Origin of the sequence: Anaerobium acetethylicum (genome assembly GCF_900096945.1) — a bacterium.
Classification (GTDB): domain Bacteria; phylum Bacillota; class Clostridia; order Lachnospirales; family Lachnospiraceae; genus Anaerobium; species Anaerobium acetethylicum.
On record NZ_FMKA01000012.1, the window covers coordinates 40,224 to 58,279 of the forward strand.

9 protein-coding genes are annotated in these 18,056 nt (G+C 49.1%); 6 read left to right on the forward strand and 3 right to left on the reverse strand.

Annotated elements, in window-relative coordinates; all coding sequences use genetic code 11:
- Positions 1 to 4: 4 nt before the first annotated feature.
- Entirely contained in the window at positions 5 to 3,040 is a 3,036-nt protein-coding gene (locus BJR36_RS10670; RefSeq protein WP_091233911.1) for a glycoside hydrolase family 31 protein, read from the forward strand.
- A gap of 1 nt (position 3,041) precedes the next feature.
- A complete protein-coding gene (locus BJR36_RS10675; protein ID WP_091233914.1) occupies positions 3,042 to 4,652 on the forward strand; it encodes a glycoside hydrolase family 13 protein in 1,611 nt (536 codons plus the stop codon).
- A 123-nt stretch (positions 4,653 to 4,775) separates the two neighbouring features.
- Here BJR36_RS10675 and BJR36_RS10680 read toward each other — a convergent pair whose 3' ends face one another.
- Complete coding sequence (locus BJR36_RS10680; protein WP_242875531.1) at positions 4,776 to 7,988, reverse strand: glycoside hydrolase family 2 TIM barrel-domain containing protein; 3,213 nt, start codon at positions 7,986 to 7,988, stop codon at positions 4,776 to 4,778.
- Positions 7,989 to 8,260: 272 nt separating this feature from the next.
- On the opposite strand from BJR36_RS10680, the gene BJR36_RS10685 reads away from it, so the two are divergent.
- Positions 8,261 to 9,160 (forward strand): AraC family transcriptional regulator, encoded by a 900-nt coding sequence (locus BJR36_RS10685; RefSeq protein ID WP_091233916.1) that lies wholly within the window; start codon positions 8,261 to 8,263, stop codon positions 9,158 to 9,160.
- Positions 9,161 to 9,374: 214 nt separating this feature from the next.
- Here BJR36_RS10685 and BJR36_RS10690 read toward each other — a convergent pair whose 3' ends face one another.
- Complete coding sequence (locus BJR36_RS10690) at positions 9,375 to 9,728, reverse strand: hypothetical protein (RefSeq protein ID WP_091233919.1); 354 nt, start codon at positions 9,726 to 9,728, stop codon at positions 9,375 to 9,377.
- A 212-nt stretch (positions 9,729 to 9,940) separates the two neighbouring features.
- On the opposite strand from BJR36_RS10690, the gene BJR36_RS10695 reads away from it, so the two are divergent.
- From BJR36_RS10695 to BJR36_RS10705, 3 genes are all read left to right on the forward strand, one after another.
- Positions 9,941 to 10,516, forward strand: coding sequence for a hypothetical protein (locus tag BJR36_RS10695; protein ID WP_091233921.1), 576 nt, complete (start codon positions 9,941 to 9,943; stop codon positions 10,514 to 10,516).
- 399 nt (positions 10,517 to 10,915) lie between these two features.
- The gene (locus tag BJR36_RS10700; protein WP_091233924.1) at positions 10,916 to 14,062 is read left to right on the forward strand and encodes a polysaccharide lyase 8 family protein; all 3,147 of its coding nucleotides are present in this window, start codon (positions 10,916 to 10,918) and stop codon (positions 14,060 to 14,062) included.
- 166 nt (positions 14,063 to 14,228) lie between these two features.
- Entirely contained in the window at positions 14,229 to 16,250 is a 2,022-nt protein-coding gene (locus BJR36_RS10705; RefSeq protein WP_091233927.1) for a DUF2264 domain-containing protein, read from the forward strand.
- Between the two features lie 131 nt (positions 16,251 to 16,381).
- Here BJR36_RS10705 and BJR36_RS10710 read toward each other — a convergent pair whose 3' ends face one another.
- Positions 16,382 to 17,995, reverse strand: coding sequence for a response regulator transcription factor (locus tag BJR36_RS10710; RefSeq protein ID WP_091233929.1), 1,614 nt, complete (start codon positions 17,993 to 17,995; stop codon positions 16,382 to 16,384).
- Positions 17,996 to 18,056: the final 61 nt, after the last annotated feature.

Genomic DNA, 18,056 nt, shown 5'->3' on the forward strand with positions numbered 1-18,056 from the left:
TATTTTGAAAAACCGCGAAATAACAATCAAATTATTGAAAGCAATCCACCAGTGCCTTCGAAAGGATATGCCAGGAGTCAGGGAGATCTGCAGGGAATTATTGGAGCGAGGAGGTCTGGATTACCAGGACAACTGCTTCCTGCTGTTTGTGTTTGGCGAATACGTGAGAATTACGGAAGACCTCCGGTTTTTAGAAGAAATGCGCCAGAGGGCAGAGAAGCTGCAGGCGCAAGTCATGGAAGAATGGCAGAAACCCCACAGCAGCCTGTCCGGAGAGGAAGCGGATCATTATGCATCGAATGCAGGCATGGCCTATGGAGGGCTTTACAACAGCAACCTTTACATAAAGAATGAGCAGATCACCAGGATGATCAACGGAATGAAGAATTATGCCTATGCAACTTATACAGATGCAGGAAAACTGGTGAGCGTGAAGGGAAAAAAAGAAGTGAAAGCAGATCTGCTGTGGGTATGCGTTCCTTTCGGGCTTTTCAATCCGGAGGATCTGGTGCTTGTAGAAGCGGTGAAAGAAATGACAGGCCAGCTTTCCGCATATGAAAACGCGCTGCTGGGATGGTATTTTGCGGAGAAGGCTGACTACCCAAGGGCAAAAATGCATCTGGAAAAAGCAGGGGATGATGAAGCAGCGACCGCAGTAAAAGAGATTATTCGTGAAAAGCTCATGCAGGCGGGGGCAATCAAGGAATCTCCGGTCATACATGTTCCTTATGGGAACTTCAACCGATACCAGCCCCGGAATTATGAAAGATGCCCATGGAATCCGAAAGACGGGGAAGAGGTAACCGTCTTTGCAGCTACATGGCCAATCCGTTATGACGAGCCAGTTTACGTTCTGGCAGAAACAGATGGCGGTCAGAGGAAAGAGATACAGGGAATCTACAGGGAAGAGACGGGAAATTACAGCTTTGCACTCGGAGCATTTCAGGGAGGAACGAGGATCAGCTACTCATTCCGGGCAGGGGATTTCCGATCCGAAACGTATGAGTTCCGTGTACTGAAAAAGGAAAGTATCAAGGATATTGAGATTCTGGATATAAAAGAAGACAGGATTGCGCTTCTGCTGACATCCGTTTCAGGAAACGGCTATCTGGGAGAGCTTCGGAATGAAGGCGGCAGGATGGATTTTGGAATCAGGGATGCTGTTGAAAAAGCGGAAGTCAGCCATGTTTATCAGGAAAAAGACTGCAAGATCAAGGCTTTACCTGACGGAAACGGCGGGATGGCAATCGAAAAGGACGGCTTCCGGATCAACATCGAAAACATCTATTTTTGGATAGAAGACCAGACCGTGTTTTCTACCGGAATCAAAATTGCTTCCGGTGAGGAGGAAGGCTTTTATGGATTCGGGGAAAGGTATAACCATATCAATCAACGGGGAAATCTGGTAGACGTATATGTCTACAACCAATACAAGGACCAGGGAATCAAGACGTACATTCCAATGCCTTATTTCCTCAGTTCGGACGGATATGGGATTCATCTTCCTACGAACTGCTATACCACCTTCGACCTGTGCAGGAGCTTTGAAAAATCCTATGTGATCGAGACGCAGATGCAGAACTTTGAAATGAACTGTTTTATCGGGACACCCAAGGAAGTAATCGGGCAGTTCACGGCGCTGACAGGAAAGCCGGAGATGATTCCGGAATGGGCATTCGGACCCTGGATGTCCAGCAACAACTGGGACAGCGAAGCAGAGGTCAGAAAGCAGGTAGAGCTTACCAAACAGCATGATATTCCATCCACAGTGCTGGTCATAGAAGCATGGAGCGACGAGGCGACCTATTACATCTTTAATGATGCGGTATATAAGGAGAATGACGGAGGAAACGCCTTCGGATATGAAGATTTTCATTTCCCGGAATGGGGAAGATGGCCGGATCCGAAAGGAATGGTATCCTATCTCCATGAGAACGGGCTGAAATGCATCCTGTGGCAGATTCCGATTATCAAATATATCAATTCCCTCCACCATCTGCAGAAAGACAAGGATGAGGCCTATGCCACAGAGCACGGCTATTGTGTAAAGAAGAAGGATGGTACGCCTTACCGCATGCCGGAGGGATGGTTTACGAACAGCCTGCTGTTTGACTATACGAGCGAAGAGGCTTCAAAATGGTGGTTCGACAAAAGGGATTACCTGGTCAGCGATATCAAAGTGGACGGATTCAAGACGGATGGCGGAGAATTCGTTTTCGGGGATGAGCTGCAATTTTCAGATGGAACCACGGGAAAAGAGATGCGCAATGAATACCCGAATCTCTATATCAGCAAATATTACGAATATATCAGGGAAGCAAGGAAAGGGATGGTTTTCAGCAGGGCAGGTTTTACGGGAGCTGCGAAGAGTCCGGCACACTGGGCGGGAGATGAAAAGTCCACATTTTCGGCATTTAAGAGAAATTTATGCGCAGGAATCAATGCCGGCATATCAGGCGTGCCTTTCTGGGGATGGGATCTGGCCGGATTCAGCGGAGAGATACCAGGCGCAGAACTGTTCGTACGATCCACCGCAATGGCAGCATTCTGCCCGATCATGCAGTATCATGCGGAAAGCAAGGCCGAATTCAACCAGGACAGAACGCCATGGAATATAGCGGAGCGGAGAAATGCACCATGGGTAATCGAGGATTACCGCTACTTTGCGAAGCTGAGAATGGCCATGATTCCGTACATTATGGAGCAGGCTGAAATTTCCGCAGAAACCGGAATTCCGCTTATGCGGGCGATGATTATCGAATTTCCGGAAGACAGGAAGTGCCGTGACATATTTGACCAGTATCTGTTTGGCAGCGATCTGCTGGTGGCTCCGGTCGTGGAAGAAGGAAAGATGGAAAGAACTGTGTATGTTCCTGAAGGAATGTGGATAAATATCTTCAACAACAAGGAATATGTGGGTAACAGGGAATATACCATGGAGTCAGACGTTCATGAAATTATAGTGCTGCAGAGAGCCGATTCGAAGTGGCATTTTGAAACTGACAAAGAAAAAATGAAGGTTTATAAAAGGGAGAAGTAGTATGGAGTGGTGGAAAAAATCTATCGTATATCAGATTTATCCGATGAGCTTCAAGGATAGCGATGGAGACGGAACAGGAGACATCGGAGGAATCATCGAAAAAGTGGACTATCTGAAGGAGCTGGGGGTAGATGTCATCTGGCTGACGCCGGTCTACGAATCGCCCATGGACGACAACGGCTATGATATCAGCAACTATTACAGGATCAATCCCCTGTTCGGGACCATGGAACAGCTGGAAGAGCTGCTGGAGAAGCTGCACGACAGACGAATGAAGCTGATTATGGATCTGGTCGTGAATCATACCAGCGATGAGCATGAATGGTTCAAAGCGGCAAGGGCGGATAAAAACAGCAAGTACCACGATTATTATATCTGGAAGGATAGTCCGGTTACGGACCAGCAGTCATTCTTCAGCGGCTCGGTCTGGGAATACAATGAGGAAACAAACGAATACTACTACCATCTGTTCAGTAAAAGGCAGCCGGATCTGAACTGGAGCAACAGAGAGGTCAGGGAAGAAGTCTATAAACTGATCAACTGGTGGCTGGACAAAGGAATCGACGGATTCCGCATGGATGTCATAGACCTGATCGGGAAAATTCCTGAAGAGTCCGTCATGGTCAGCGAAAAGAGCCACACCTATCTTCAGGAAATGTACAGGAACTGCTTCGCAGGCAGGGACGTATTCACAGTCGGAGAGACTCCATTTTCAACGCCCGAAACGGCACCGCTGTATTCCGCTAAAGAACGGAGAGAACTTTCAATGGTGTTCGGATTTGAGCATCTGGGACTCGACGAGATAAGGGGAAACGGCAAATGGGATCTGAAAAAAATGGAAGTGAACGAACTGAAGAGGGTGTTCGAAACCTGGCAGAAGGCACTCCATGAAAAAGGCTGGAACAGCCTGTTCTGGTCAAATCATGACCAGCCGCGAATCGTATCCAGGATCGGAAACGATACTGTCTACAGAAAAGAAAGTGCCAAAATGCTGGCAATGATACTTCACGGCATGCAGGGAACCCCCTACATCTACCAGGGCGAAGAAATCGGGATGACGAATGTCAGATTCCCGCTGGAAGACTACAGGGACATCGAAACCATCAATATGGTGAAGGAAAAGCAGGAAGCAGGATGGTCCATGGAAAAAATCATGGAAGGAATCTACGCGAAGGCCCGCGACAATGCAAGAACACCAATTCAGTGGGATGACAGCGAACATGCTGGATTCACGGACGGAACCCCATGGCTGAAGGTCAATCCAAACTACAAAGAGATCAACGTAAAAAGAACTCTTCAGGAAACAGATTCGATATTCGCATTTTATCAGAAACTGATTCAGATCCGAAAAGAGTACGATGTCATTACGACTGGAGATTTTGAACTGCTATGTGGGGAAGACGAACGGATTTTTGCATATGTACGGAGATCGGGAAATGAAAAGCTGTACGTAATCGCCAATTTTACTGATAAGATGGTGGATTGCGGAAATTGCAGCAGCCTTTCGTTTATGGAAGGTGAATGTCTGCTTGGGAACTATGAACCAGAGAAGGGGAAAGACAATCTGCTGTTACGGCCGTATGAATGCAGGATGTACGCTGTGGGATTCTAAAAACGAAAAAGCGGTAAAAAATCGGTACCTAAAATCGGTACCTGACACCATAAACTTTTGTTTATGGTGTCAGGTACCATTTTTGCATTTAATGGTGTCAGGTACCGTTTTATAAGTACCGTTTTAGTTTGGAATCAGGCTGACCGTAAATGAAAACTCCGTCTCATCAAAACGGTATTCCTTAAGCAGTTCGGGGCCGCAGCTGTTGGAGCCGATGCCGTTCTGGCGGTAGTCCACGCAGAAAACGGTGTAAGGCGACTTCTCGAGTTCATAGTTATGCATTTTCTGTGTCAGTTCTTCCTGGGTGTATGGCGATGCATTGAAGGAGAACGGGGTACGGCTGACCGCAGAAAATGCACATCTTGAATCGGAAACGGTCACATAGTCACAGTCGTGGTGGCTTCCGTTTTCCTGGGGGCGGATGTAGTCTTCGTGGAGGTCCGACGTATTCGTGTGGAAAACGCCGTGATAGCCGGCCCTGCATTTGTCGGGATAGCTTTCCACGGGGCCAATGCCGCAGTAGGATACCTCAGACATTTCTTTCGGCAGGAACAGGCGCAGGCCAAACCTTGGAAGCATGGGGAATTCAGGGTCTTTTTTTACGTCCAGCCTGGTTTCGAGGGTGCCGTTTTCATGGATGGTCCAGGAAGCATGGATGTCCAGAATCCGCTGGGTATAGATGGCGGAGACGGATAGTACGGTATTGATTAGGATGTGGTCGCCCTCGGTCGTATAGGTGGTTGTGTATGCTCTTGTGACGGACTTGTCAAAATTTGCCCTCATCCAGGTGTGCCTGATGTTCCGGTCATTGTCCGTAGGCGCCCTCCAGATGTTGATCTCCATAGGCTTTTCCAGGAGCTGGTGGTTTTCAAATACCATGCTTTTCCACATGCCGGTATGTTTTTCGTAAATATAGTGGAAAGAAGCGGTTTCTATATACAGGTACCGGTCATCTTCCGTTACGGTGAAGGGATTCTGGTCACTTCCGGCATTCAAAGGACTTCCGGCAAAATCCGCACTTCCGGCATTCAACGCACTTCCGGCATTCAACGCACTTCCGGCATTCAACGCACTTCCGGCATTCAACGCACTTCCGGCATTCAACATACTTCCGGCACAACCCGCACTTCCGCCGCAATTCCCCCCATCCAGCATTTCCAATACCTTCTGGTTGCGCATATCCCCATTTTCCAGCAGGATTTCATCAAACCCAAGAGAGAACCCTTCGGGCAGCAGGCCTGTCCTTGATTTCAGTGAATAGTGCAGCAGCAGATAGCACTTTCCGGCCGCCGGAAGATCATACTGCAAAGTGACCAGAGCCTGGCCGTGGGGTGCGATAGCGGGCATGTCCTCATCTTCAACCCATCCCTTGTAAACGGCTTCCCCGTCGCAGGTCACGGTATAGGCGATGGAAACATAGTCCTTCAGGTCCAGGAAATCCATTGTATTTTTCAGAAGCACCTGTCTGCTTGCCTGGTCGAAGGAAATGACCCTGGCAGGGCGGTGCGCGTTTTTAAATTCCAGAAGCCCGGTATGGGGCGTCCTGTCGGGATAGACAAGCCCGTCCATGCAGAAGTTGCTGTCGTGGGGATATTCGCCGTGATCCCCGCCGTAGGCGTATTTTTTCCTGCCTTTTTCAGTCCGGCCAAGGTCTATGGCGTGATCGCACCATTCCCATACAAATCCGCCGCAGGCGCCGTCATACTGCTGTATCACCTGGAAATAATCTTCAAAATCGCCCGGGCCGTTGCCCATGGCGTGGCTGTATTCGCACATAATGTAAGGCTTGTCCGGATTGCTGGAAAAAAAATCATGGATTTCTTCCAGCGAAGGATACATGCGGCTGTGAAGATCCAGGTTGGAATAATCATACTTTTTGTCAGAGTTTACATAGCGTGCGCTTTCGTAATGGGTGAGCCTTCCCGGATCGAATTCCTTCGTCCATTTCAGGGCTGCCTCAAAGGTACAGCCGTAGGCGCATTCATTTCCCATGGACCAGATCACGACGCATGGCCTGTTCTTGTCCCGGTGGACACAGCGCATCGTCCTGTCCAGAGTCGCCTCGATAAAGTCGGGATTGTCAGCAATCGGCCTGTTCCAGAGGCTGGCCCGCTCCTCCCAGGAAGCGTCCTGCAGGAAAATGTCGTTGGTGCCATGGCTTTCATTGTCAGCTTCATCGATGACGAAGAAGCCGTATTCGTCGCAGAGCTGGTAGAACTGGGGCGCGTTGGGATAATGGCTTGTCCTGATGCAGTTCATGTTATGCTGCTTCATCAGCAGCAGGTCCTGCTTTATCTGGTCCAGGCTGATGGTAAATCCGGTTATCGGATCGCTGTCGTGGCGGTTTGTGCCGTGGAATTTGATTTTTGACCCATTGAGATACACGACGCCATCCGTCACGCAGATTTCCCGGATTCCGATCCGCTCCGTGATGGCTTCATTTTCCCATTCCAGTGCCAGTTCATAAAGATAAGGCTGTTCCGCGTTCCACAAAATGGGGCTATGGACCAGGAAGACCAGTTCCTCAGCTTCGCTGTCCGTATCCTGAGATGCGATCAGGTTTCCTTCCCGGTCATATAAGGAAGCACAGAGTGGAAGCTTCTGGTCAAAATAGGTGAGGGAAATCCGGATTTCTCCGACAGTCTCGTCCTCCAGGTTGTTGATGGCGGTTTTCACGAAGTAGTCAAAGATGCCCTGCTCAGGCCGCTTCAGCAGATAGACGTCCCGGAAAATCCCGTTCATGCGGAACTTGTCCTGGTCTTCAAAATAGCTGCCGTCGCACCATTTCAACACCAGTACGGCCAGAACGTTGGTCCCTTCCCGTAAAAGGGAGGTGACGTCAAACTCGCTGGTTGAATGGGATACCTGGCTGTACCCCACATAATCTCCGTTCAGCCATACATAGAAGCAGGAATCCACGCCTTCGAAATTCAGGAAGGCCTTTGGAGCTGCGGCATCCTTTTCGTAGGAGAAGCTGTGCAGGTACGCGCCGCATGGATTTTCGTGGGGCACATAGGGCGGATCCATAGGGAACGGGTAGCGCGTGTTCGTGTACTGATGGCTGTCATAGCCGAAATTCTGCCAGCAGGAAGGCACCGGTATTTCATCAAAGCAGTCAGCGTTGTAAGTCTCTTTGAAAAATTCCTCCTTCAGATCATAGATGCTTGGAAAGTATTTGAACTTCCAGGTACCGTTCAGGGAGCAGAAGCGGTCGGAAGCGTCCCTGTTTTCTGAAAGGCCGCCCATCGGCCTGGAAGCGGGGATGTAATAGGAGCGGTTGGGCATTGTATTCTCGTGCAGTATATGCAGGTTTTCATAATGTTTTGGTACTATCATAATATTGACCTCCTGGTATTCCTGGTTGATTTGCAACTATTCAGGACGATGTCCGTTATTGTCGGAAATGGCTTGAACTCTGAACAGTTTCGCTAATTTAATTATAAGACAGAAGTCATATAAATCCATATCCTGTATTAGACAATACATGCACAAAATGATACAATAATAGGCAAAACGGATATCCGGACTCCGCTGAAGCTACTTGTTTGACAGCGTTAAAAACGAGGAAAGAAATGGTCTTGGACCGCACAGGAAAGGAATGAAGGGATATGTATACAAATACGGGTTTTCTGGATAAAGAGGAAGCAGACCTGACAGACCGGGCGCATCCCCTGCGTATCAACAGCTGCGGCAATTATAAAATGATTTCCAGAAGCGTCATGTCGACCTTCAGGCCGGAGGGACGGGAGGATTATCAGCTGCTCTATATCGCCGCCGGGAAAGCATGGTTCATGTTCGGAGAGGAAGAGAAAGAGGTGCAGGCCGGAAATATGGTGCTGTACAGGCCAAATGAACCCCAGTCCTACTGCTATTATCAGAAGGATAAGCTGGAAGTGTACTGGATCCATTTTACCGGTTACGATGTGGAAACCTGTCTGGAGAAATGTGGATTGGGAAGCGGATTCATCTTCCCGATGGGGATATCTTCGGAATATCAGGAACTGTTCCTGAAGATCATCAGAGAATTGCAGATTAAGAGGGCCTCCTTTGGGGAGCTTTGTTGCCTGTATTTCCAGCAGCTCCTGACCCTGATGCACCGCCGGATCCAGGAGGGGCACGGGGAGGACAGCCGGATGCCGAAGGAAATCGAGGGCGCAGTCATTTACTTCCACGAGAATTTCCCCAGGGACATTAAAATCGAGGAGTACGCAAAAAGCCAGCATATGAGCACCTGCTGGTTTATCCGGAGCTTCAAGCGCTATATGGGGATGCCGCCCCTGCAGTACATCACGTCCCTCCGCATAAACCGGGCAAAGGAGCTGCTGCGGGATACGGATTACTCGGTTACGGAAATCGGCAGCCTTGTGGGCTATGAAAATCCCCTGTATTTCAGCAGGATATTCCGGGGAACCGCAGGCATGTCGCTGCGGGAATGGCGGTGCCCCGCGGAGGTACCTCCTGCGGTGGTACCTCCCGCGGTGGTACCTGACACCATAAATAAAATTTAATGGTGTCAGGTACTATAAACTGCAGTTTATGGTGTCAGGTACCAAAATATGAGGTACCAAAATATGGATTCCAAAATAAAAATGTCAGGGTATACGAAAGTCAACTCGTACACCCTGACATTTTTTATCATCTGTTATCAGTGATTAGCTGATAGATTCCTAATCGTGGCAGGAGAAATCCCATTTTTTCGTACCGGACATTTATTGTGGATACCTATTCCGCTGCAGTGTTGTCACAGACCCCATCGCCATTCGCATCTGCAAAATTCTGTCCTTGTCCGCCAGCGCCTCTGCGCATTCCTCTTCCACAGTTTCCGCTTCCCTTGTTGTCACAGACTCCATCGCCATCGGCATCTACAAAGTTGCGGCCTTGTCCTCCAGCGCCTCTGTATTGTCTTCCTTCACAGGTTCCATTTGCCATATTGTCACAGACGCCGTCGCCGTCTTCATCCACATAGCTCTGCTCCTGAGTTACGTCTTCGCTTTCTGCTGCATAGACATTTCCCGCAAATGCTGTTCCAGCAAAGATTAATCCTGCTGCGAATACTCCTACAAATAATTTTTTCATGATAATTGCTCCTTCCGTTATTGGTGATGCTGTTTGTTGTTTGCTATAACTGTATTATAGACGGAAGTTGTGATAGAACTATGATAGAACTATGATGAAAGTAAAAGTTTTTAAACCTGCCCCTAAAAAGGCTGATTTATATATTTTAAAAGCATATAATAGACATATGATTAAACAGGATTTCTGTACATTTGCAAAGGAGGCGGAATACAATGATACCAGTTAAATTTTCAATCCCGGTTTCAATGGATATCTATGACGTCAAAGAAATGTTTTCTCGTTATTATGTCGATCCCGAAATTGCGAGAAAGAATGTGCCTTCAAAATGGAAAATCAAGATTCATGAAAATGGGAAGGCGTTGCTCCTGGTCATGGTTCAGGATTGCAAAAAAATGGTACTCCAGCGCTTGCTCAATATTGGATCGGTCAGGATGTCGCACATCTGGATAGAGTTGGAGGGGCAGCCAGAGCTCATTGACTCCTTGCCGGGAACATCTCGAACGCTGCCGACCTGGTACTGGTATATTCAACCGCATCAACTTGATAAGCGGCTGGCAGTTTTTATGTTCAAAATGGCCGGCGTTTCAGCACAATATGTCAGTCATATTTCCCTGGGAGGCAAGCCGGGCGGAGTGCGATCCGGTAATGTGAATGAGCGTAAAACACCTGATGTTTCTTATAACTGGACAGAGAGAAGTCAGCTCTATCCGGAACCGGATATCATCACTGGAAGCCATCGCTTTTACCGTAAATATGGGAATCGTGAATCGGAAGCCCATGTCACATGATTCACCCATTTCCTTGGGGATTCCCAGGTTGAACTATATACCTCTAAGAATTCAACTGTCAGAAAACTGGGGTTTGGCACCAATCTCAGGGGATTCTCAAATCCAGTGTGGGTCAAACATTGTCATGTCCGGTATCGGGTCAAATTCCGATGAATGCGATGGTACCTGCGGTGGTACCCCCTTATTGGTACCTGACACCATAAACATTATTTAATGGTGTCAGGTACCATAAACAAATCATAAACAGGAAAAAGTAATCAAATATGAATAAAGTAACAGAAAGAAAACCGGCCAAATCCAGATACCCGAAATAATATATGTTTATCATGCCAGAGTATATTCAACTAAAAAAATCCTCCTGATATAATTTTGAAAAAACATATCAGGGAGGATTTTTTTATGAAATGGGAAAAAGCAGCAATTGTCATGTTACTCTTATCCTTAACCGTGGGGATGATTCCTGCATCTGAGATCCATGCAGAAGCGCAGTCGCCAGAAATGCTACAGACGTCAGAAATGCAAACGCAGGATATGGGAGAAGTGTCCCTCGTGAAAGGCGATTCCCTCCAGCTTACGGTTCCGGATGGTTTTCAGGGCGCCGTCACCTGGTTTTCGGGAAATGGGGTCAGGATTGTGGGGGTCAGCAAAATCAAGCGTCCTCTGGCAGATGGCGAGTCCGATGGCGGCAGGACTGCTGGATGGGCAGACATGAACCATATTGCCAGTGTCGAACAGGGAATGGTTACCGCGCATGAAAAAGGAACTGCAATCATCACGGCGACGGATGCGGACGGAAGAGAAGCGCAATGGACGGTTCATGTCCTTTATGCGGATCCGGCCACATTCCCGGCCCCGGAATCCGCGGATTACGCACAAATGCGTACAAAATGGAAAGAGTCCATCGTCGGGAAGGATAATGACCTGACCAATGGAAAGGTTGCGGAAATTATTGCAGGAATCCAGACAGCCTGCGAAAACGAGTGGAATACCTACCTTTACAGGGGGCAGGAGTCCTGTCCCGATGTTCCCTGGGAAGCGCACCTGAAAGACGCAAAGGGAATCGTGCGCACAAAGGAGGAGTATCAATATGATGCGGTGCTTTTCCGGAAATCCTTTGTCAGCGTTGAAAAGATGGCAATCGCTTATGGAACCCCGGAATTGAGTCAGTATTATAAAAATCCCGAACTGCTGAAGGATATCCGGAATATCATGGATTATCTTACCACAACCTGCTATACGAAGCGTTCCCAGACGGAAAACTGGTGGACCTGGGAAATCGGCATACCAAAGAGCATCGTTCCGATATGCCTCTTCATTTTCGATGATGTTGAGCATGAAAAAATCGAGCAGTATACGGAAGCGCTGATGTTCTTCCAGCCGGACCCCTTCCATGAAGGAGCAATCGGACAGGCCAGCACCCATGCCCAGGGTTACAGGATCAATAAAGCGGCAAACCTGATGGACTGCTCGGTTACGGCAATGGGAATGGGAATTCTGCTGGAAGACAGCGAACAGCTTGTCATGGCAAGGGATGCGGCTTCCACGCAGCTTGTCCTCCAGCCGGCAGGGAGCCGCAACAACGGCCTCTATGCCGACGGATCCTATCTGGATCATTTTGTAGTGCCATACATCAACTCCTATGGAATCGAATTCATCAAAGGATCTATAAAACTGCTGACGCTTCTGGGCAACACGCCGTGGTCTCTGCCTGAGGAAAAGGCCGCCATCATGAATACGTTTGCCCTGGAGGGGTGTACAGCGGCGGTATACCAGGGGGCGGCCCTTGACATGTTCCGCGGCCGTGCGGTTGCAAGGCCGGCACTCAGCGACAGAAAGGCGGCAGCCGATATCATAGGCGTCCTCCTGAAACTCGCGGACGCAGTTGATGAAGAGACTTCGCTGAAAATAAAGACTAACGTGAAGAACTGGATCGTCAAAGAAAAGCCGGTCTTTGACTATATGGCGCAGCTGAGCGATATCGAACTGATTTTCAAGGCGCGGGCGCTTCTGAACGACGATTCGATCGGGACATCCGTCGGGACGCTGCACAAGAATTATCCGCTTCTGGACCGTGCCGTCCACCGCCAGGAACATTATCTGGCAGGACTATCCATGTATTCCAGCCGCATTTCCAACTGCGAAATCATGAATCATGAAAACCGCAGAGGATGGCATATGGGCGACGGAATGCTTTATATCTACAACAGCGACCTGAACCAGTTTACCGATAACTTCTGGAATACGGTCAATCCCTACAGGCTTCCGGGAACGACGGTAGTGCCCGTGGATATCGGAAATGGAACGAAAGACTCTTCGGGATTCTACCAGGCGGGCGATTACCTGTCGCGGGAAGACTGGGTCGGAGGCACTTCCATAGGTGATTACGGAATCAACGGCATGGCATTGAACGGGGACACCATCGGGAATGGAGACGGAGCGGCATTGCCCTATGCGCCGGAGTTAAGGGCTTTCAAATCCTATTTCATGTTTGATGATGAGATCGTCTGCCTTGGCGCAGGAATCAGCAACAAGGATGAAAGCCTCCCTACGGAGACAACCATAGAGAACAGAAAGATTAAGGAAGATAATTCAAACAGAGTCACCGTGGACGGCGAAACCGCGGATGTGGAGGTGCAGAAAGAGATTGCTGCCGGATGGGTGCATTTGGAAGGGAATGTCGCAGATTCTGATCTTGGCTATTATTTTCCAGATAAAAGCCAGAAGGTAAATATCCGAAAAGTCGCCAATACGGGAGACTGGACCGATATCGGAACAGGAAGCGGCATTGCATCGAGGAACTATCTGGAGATGTGGATCGACCATGGGACAAATCCAGCTGATGCGGATTATGAATATGTCCTCCTTCCTGGAAAAAATGAGCAGGATATCTCCGGGTATGCAGATGAGCCGGATGTAGAGATTCTGGAAAATACAAAGGAAATCCAGGCCGTGAGGGAAAATTCCCTGCAGATTACAGGGGCAAATTTCTGGACGGACGGAGAAAAAAAGGTTGCAGAAATCACCTGCGACAAAAAGGCATCCGTCATGATGCGGGAAGAGGGGAACGTCCTGACCATTTCAGCATCCGATCCGACCATGAAAGGGGAAGGATTGATCAATCTGGTAATCGACCGGAAAGCAGACCAAGTGATAGCCGCAGATCCTGAAGTGGCTACATCCATCGAGGGAGGAAAAATATCCCTCAGCATCAATTCGAAGGACAAGTTCGGGTATCCTTCAGTGGTAAAAGTAATCCTGGCTGATGAGGAAACTCCTGCACCGGGTACAGAACCGTCAGAGACGCCGCCTGGAGAGCAGCCATCAATAGGGAATCCGGAGAATCCATCCGGTGGAGAAACAGCGCAGAAGCCGGGAGCAGCGAACATATCTGACACCGCTGCAGGAAAGCCATCCGGGGCAAACGCAGAGAACCCTGCAACGGGAGACGGAGCGGACATCCTTTTTTATGTGTTTGGGATTGGGATCGCCCTTCTGTCTTTATTGGTATCTTCTTTATTGGTACCTGACACCATAAACAAAATTTAATGGTGTCAGGTACCATAAAAGGTACCATAAAAGGGACCATAAACAGTATCATAAACACTTCATGCCCCATCAAAAGAAGAGAGTTGGAGAAAAAAATTTAATGGAAATTTAATGGTACCTGACACCATAAACACCTGACACCATAAACAATTGGAGAAAAGAAATCATGAAATACATTATAGAAAAACCCGACTACACCTTGAGCCCCTACACGGGAATGATCAAAAAGCACTGGATCGGGGCATGCCACTTCCTGCTGGAAGGGATTTTTATAAACGTAAAGAGTTTTGAATCCCCGATCGTTCTGCCCGGTGCAGGAGATGCAGTAAGCTATCCAAGGCCCGATTCGCCGGAGTGGAGATATCACGCCGAACGCTTTGAAGGCCTGGCAAGGAGCTTCCTGATTGCGGCGCCGCTGCTTGCAAACGAACCGGATGCAGTGATTGCCGGATACCCGCTGAAGGAGTATTACAGAAATCAGATCCTGGCCTCGGTGACCAGAGACACGGACAGCTACCTGCTCAATCTGCAGGAAATCAAAGAAACTGCGGATAAAAACGAGCATGCCTTCCAGCATACCTGCGAATGCGCATCCCTGGCAATCGGGCTGCAGATGTGCGAGGAAGCGGTATGGGAGCCGTTTACAAAGGAAGAGAAGGACCGGATCGCAGCCTATCTCAGGGAATTTGCAGAGGCACGGACGGGACACCACAACTGGCGCCTGTTCAATATGCTGATTCTGGCTTTTCTTCAAAAGCACGGATACGAGATCGACAGGGGCATGATGCGGGACCATGCCTCCTGCATCCTGTCCTATTATGCCGGCGACGGCTGGTACCGGGACGGCCACAGGTTCGACTACTATTCGGCCTGGGCCTTCCAGGTCTACGGGCCTATATGGAACCAATGGTATGGCTATGAAAATGAACCCTATATTGCAGGCAGGATAGAAGCCTATTCCAATCAACTGATGGCCCATTATGCGAACCTATTTGATGAAAACGGACATTCGATCATGTGGGGAAGAAGTGCCATATACAGGAACGCCGCATCGGCGCCTCTGGCGGCCAACTGCCTGCTGAAAAACAGCGAAGCCGACAGAGGAACTGCCAGGAGGATCCTGTCGGGAAACCTGCTTCAGTTTATTGGGAAAGAGGAAGTCTTTGTGAATAACGTCCCATGTCTTGGATTTTACGGGCCTTTCGAGCCGGCGGTCCAGTCCTACAGCTGTGCGGCCAGTCCCTTCTGGATTGCAAATTCCTTCGTGTGCATGATGCTTCCGGATTCTGACGAGCTGTGGAATGCAGTGGAAAAAAACGGAGAGTGGGAGAACTGGGAAGACGGCAGCAGGAGCAGATCCATTACGCTGGATGGTCCCGGCATGACGGTCACCAATTATAGGACTACAGGAGCTGTGGAATTGCGCACGGCAAAGGTTTTTGCACAGGAGGAGGATCCCATCCTGCAGGCCTACTCCAGGCTGAGCTTCCACAGCGCCTTCCCCTGGGAGGCTTACGGCTATACAGGGCCGGAGGCGATGCAGTACAGCCTCCGGTACAATGGAAAAAACAGGACTGAAATTCCGAATATCATCCTGTACGGGGGCGAACGGGAAGGGGTCCTGTATCGGAAGGCCTATTTCGAATTCGGGGACAGCTTCCAGAACCTGGCCGGCATAGATCTGGCGGATTTTGCCGTTGGAAACGGGCTGGTGAGGGTCGACCGGGTACGCATCCCGGATAAGCCCTATACACTGTATCTGGGCCATTACGGTCTGCCCCTTGACGGTTCGGCTGCCGCAGTAGAGGAACGGGAAAAAGACGGCATCAGGGCCATCATCGTAAAATCAGACAGGCACCAGCTGGCGATTGTGAACTACCGGGGCTTTGACTGCCTCGGATACGAAGAGGCCAGCGGCAGGAATCCGGCAGCAGCCTGCAGCATTCTGCCTTATGCAGAAAGCAGGCGCGATGCGTATTATGAATACAGGGACTATGTGATGATCACTGCATTGCTGCATAAGACATCTATGGAGCCGTGGAGCGACGAAGACCTGTTTCCAATCAGCAGGATTGCCTTCGAAGACAGAGAGCAGTGCGGCGGATATGGTAAAATTGTGATCGAGACCAGGGACGGGCAGAACCGAACGGTCGATTTCGAGGGACTGGAGGGAAGAGTCAGCATATAAGGGTACCCTTATATTGGTACCTGACACCATAAACAGAATTTAATGGTGTCAGGTACCAGTTACCAAGGAAACGGGTGTCAGGTACCAGTTACCAAAGAAACGGGTACCTGGTACCATAAATGAGGTGCCAGTTACTTCAAGTTATTAAGCTCATACTCCCGTGGCGAGATCCCGGTAATCTTCTTAAAGACCTTGCTGAAATAATAAGGATTATCAAACCCGAGCATCTCCGATATCTCATACATCAGATACTCATGGGTATCGATCAGCTCCTTGGCCTTTTCGATTTTGACAAAGGAAATGTAATCGGAAAAATTATAGCCGGTATGCTTCTTGAAGCTGCTGCTGATGTAGCCGGCGCTGAAGTTCAGGGCGTTTGCAACGTCTGAAAGGGTGAGCTTTTCCTTGTAATGGTTATTGATGTAGCTTTTTACAAGCTCGATGATCTTGTCAGTCCGGGTCGTTTTCCGGGAATCCAGATAGTCGCAGAGGATCTGCTGGAAGGACCGCATATATTTCGTAAGCGCTTCGATGCTGTTGATCTGGTTGATATGCTCCATGATGCTCAGGGTGTCGGGGAAAATGTCCGTGGCGGGCTGGTCGTCAGATTCGAAATAGGAATGGATGTAGGTGTAAAGGTTGATATAGGAATTCACCGCCTGTTTTCTGGAGGGGGTGTAGGTTTCCAGAAGTCCGATCAGCTCATCGAAAATCTCCTTCACCTTCTCACTGTTGTTCTGCTGGAAGGCGATGGACAAATCCTTTTTCAGGAAATTGATGTTAAAGTTGTCCCGGGAACTGCAGGTTTTTGGGAGCGATGAATAGAAACTGATGGAAGAGGAAGGATTGCAGTAGTAGTATTCTACGGCCTCTTTTGCCTGGTCCAGCTGGGTCTTCAAATCGTAGAGGTCTTCGGCAGCCTCGCTGACGCCCATCACGACGGAAATTTCAAAATAATTTTTTAAGACCTCGTTTACTTTTTCGTTGAACTGGGTCAGCGTCCCGGGGATGGAGGCGAGGCCCTCCGTGGAGGCGATGATCAGCAGTTTCTGCTGTTCAAACGGCAGGATGCAGGAGTTTTTGAATATCCGCCCCGCCATCTCGCTGATGATTCCGGATGCATAGGTCATCACCTGCTTCAGGTCGGATTTCTTGTTTTCAGAGAGGTAGCTGGCATCCGAATAGCTGATGTCGAGGAGGATCAGGAGGGGGGATACGAAAAGCTCATCCATCTTCATGTTGCGGGAATGGTCTTTTGCTGCGTCAAAGGGAGAAAACAGCAGCCTGTTGAAGAAGCCTTTGATAATCTCCTCGTTGCCGGCTTCCATGAACTGGCTTGCGATTTTTCCCGAACGGGAAGCAGCCATATTGTCGAAATCGTTTTTAGCCTTCTCCAGGCTGCGGAGCAGGGTTTCTTCCGTCAGGTCGATCTTCACAAGATAATCAGAGGCGCTCAGTGAGAGGGCCTCTTTTGCAAGCTCGAATTCCTCAAGGTTCGTCAGCACGATAAAGGAAAATACAAGCTTCTCGTCTTTGCATTTCTGGATCAGTTCCAGACCGTTCATAACAGGCATTTTGATGTCCGTTATGATGATGTCCGGCTGCAGCTCCAGTATCATCTTACAGGCCGCAGTTCCGTTGGTCGCCTTTCCGACTATGGTGCAGTCATGCTCTTCCCAGGGGATGAGGGAGGAGATGCCTGCTAAAATAAGGGGTTCATCATCTACCAGCATAATACGATACATTGTTTCACATACCTTTCGTGGAATAAATTGCGTGCCAGAGCGGAGCTTCGCAAACCGCTAA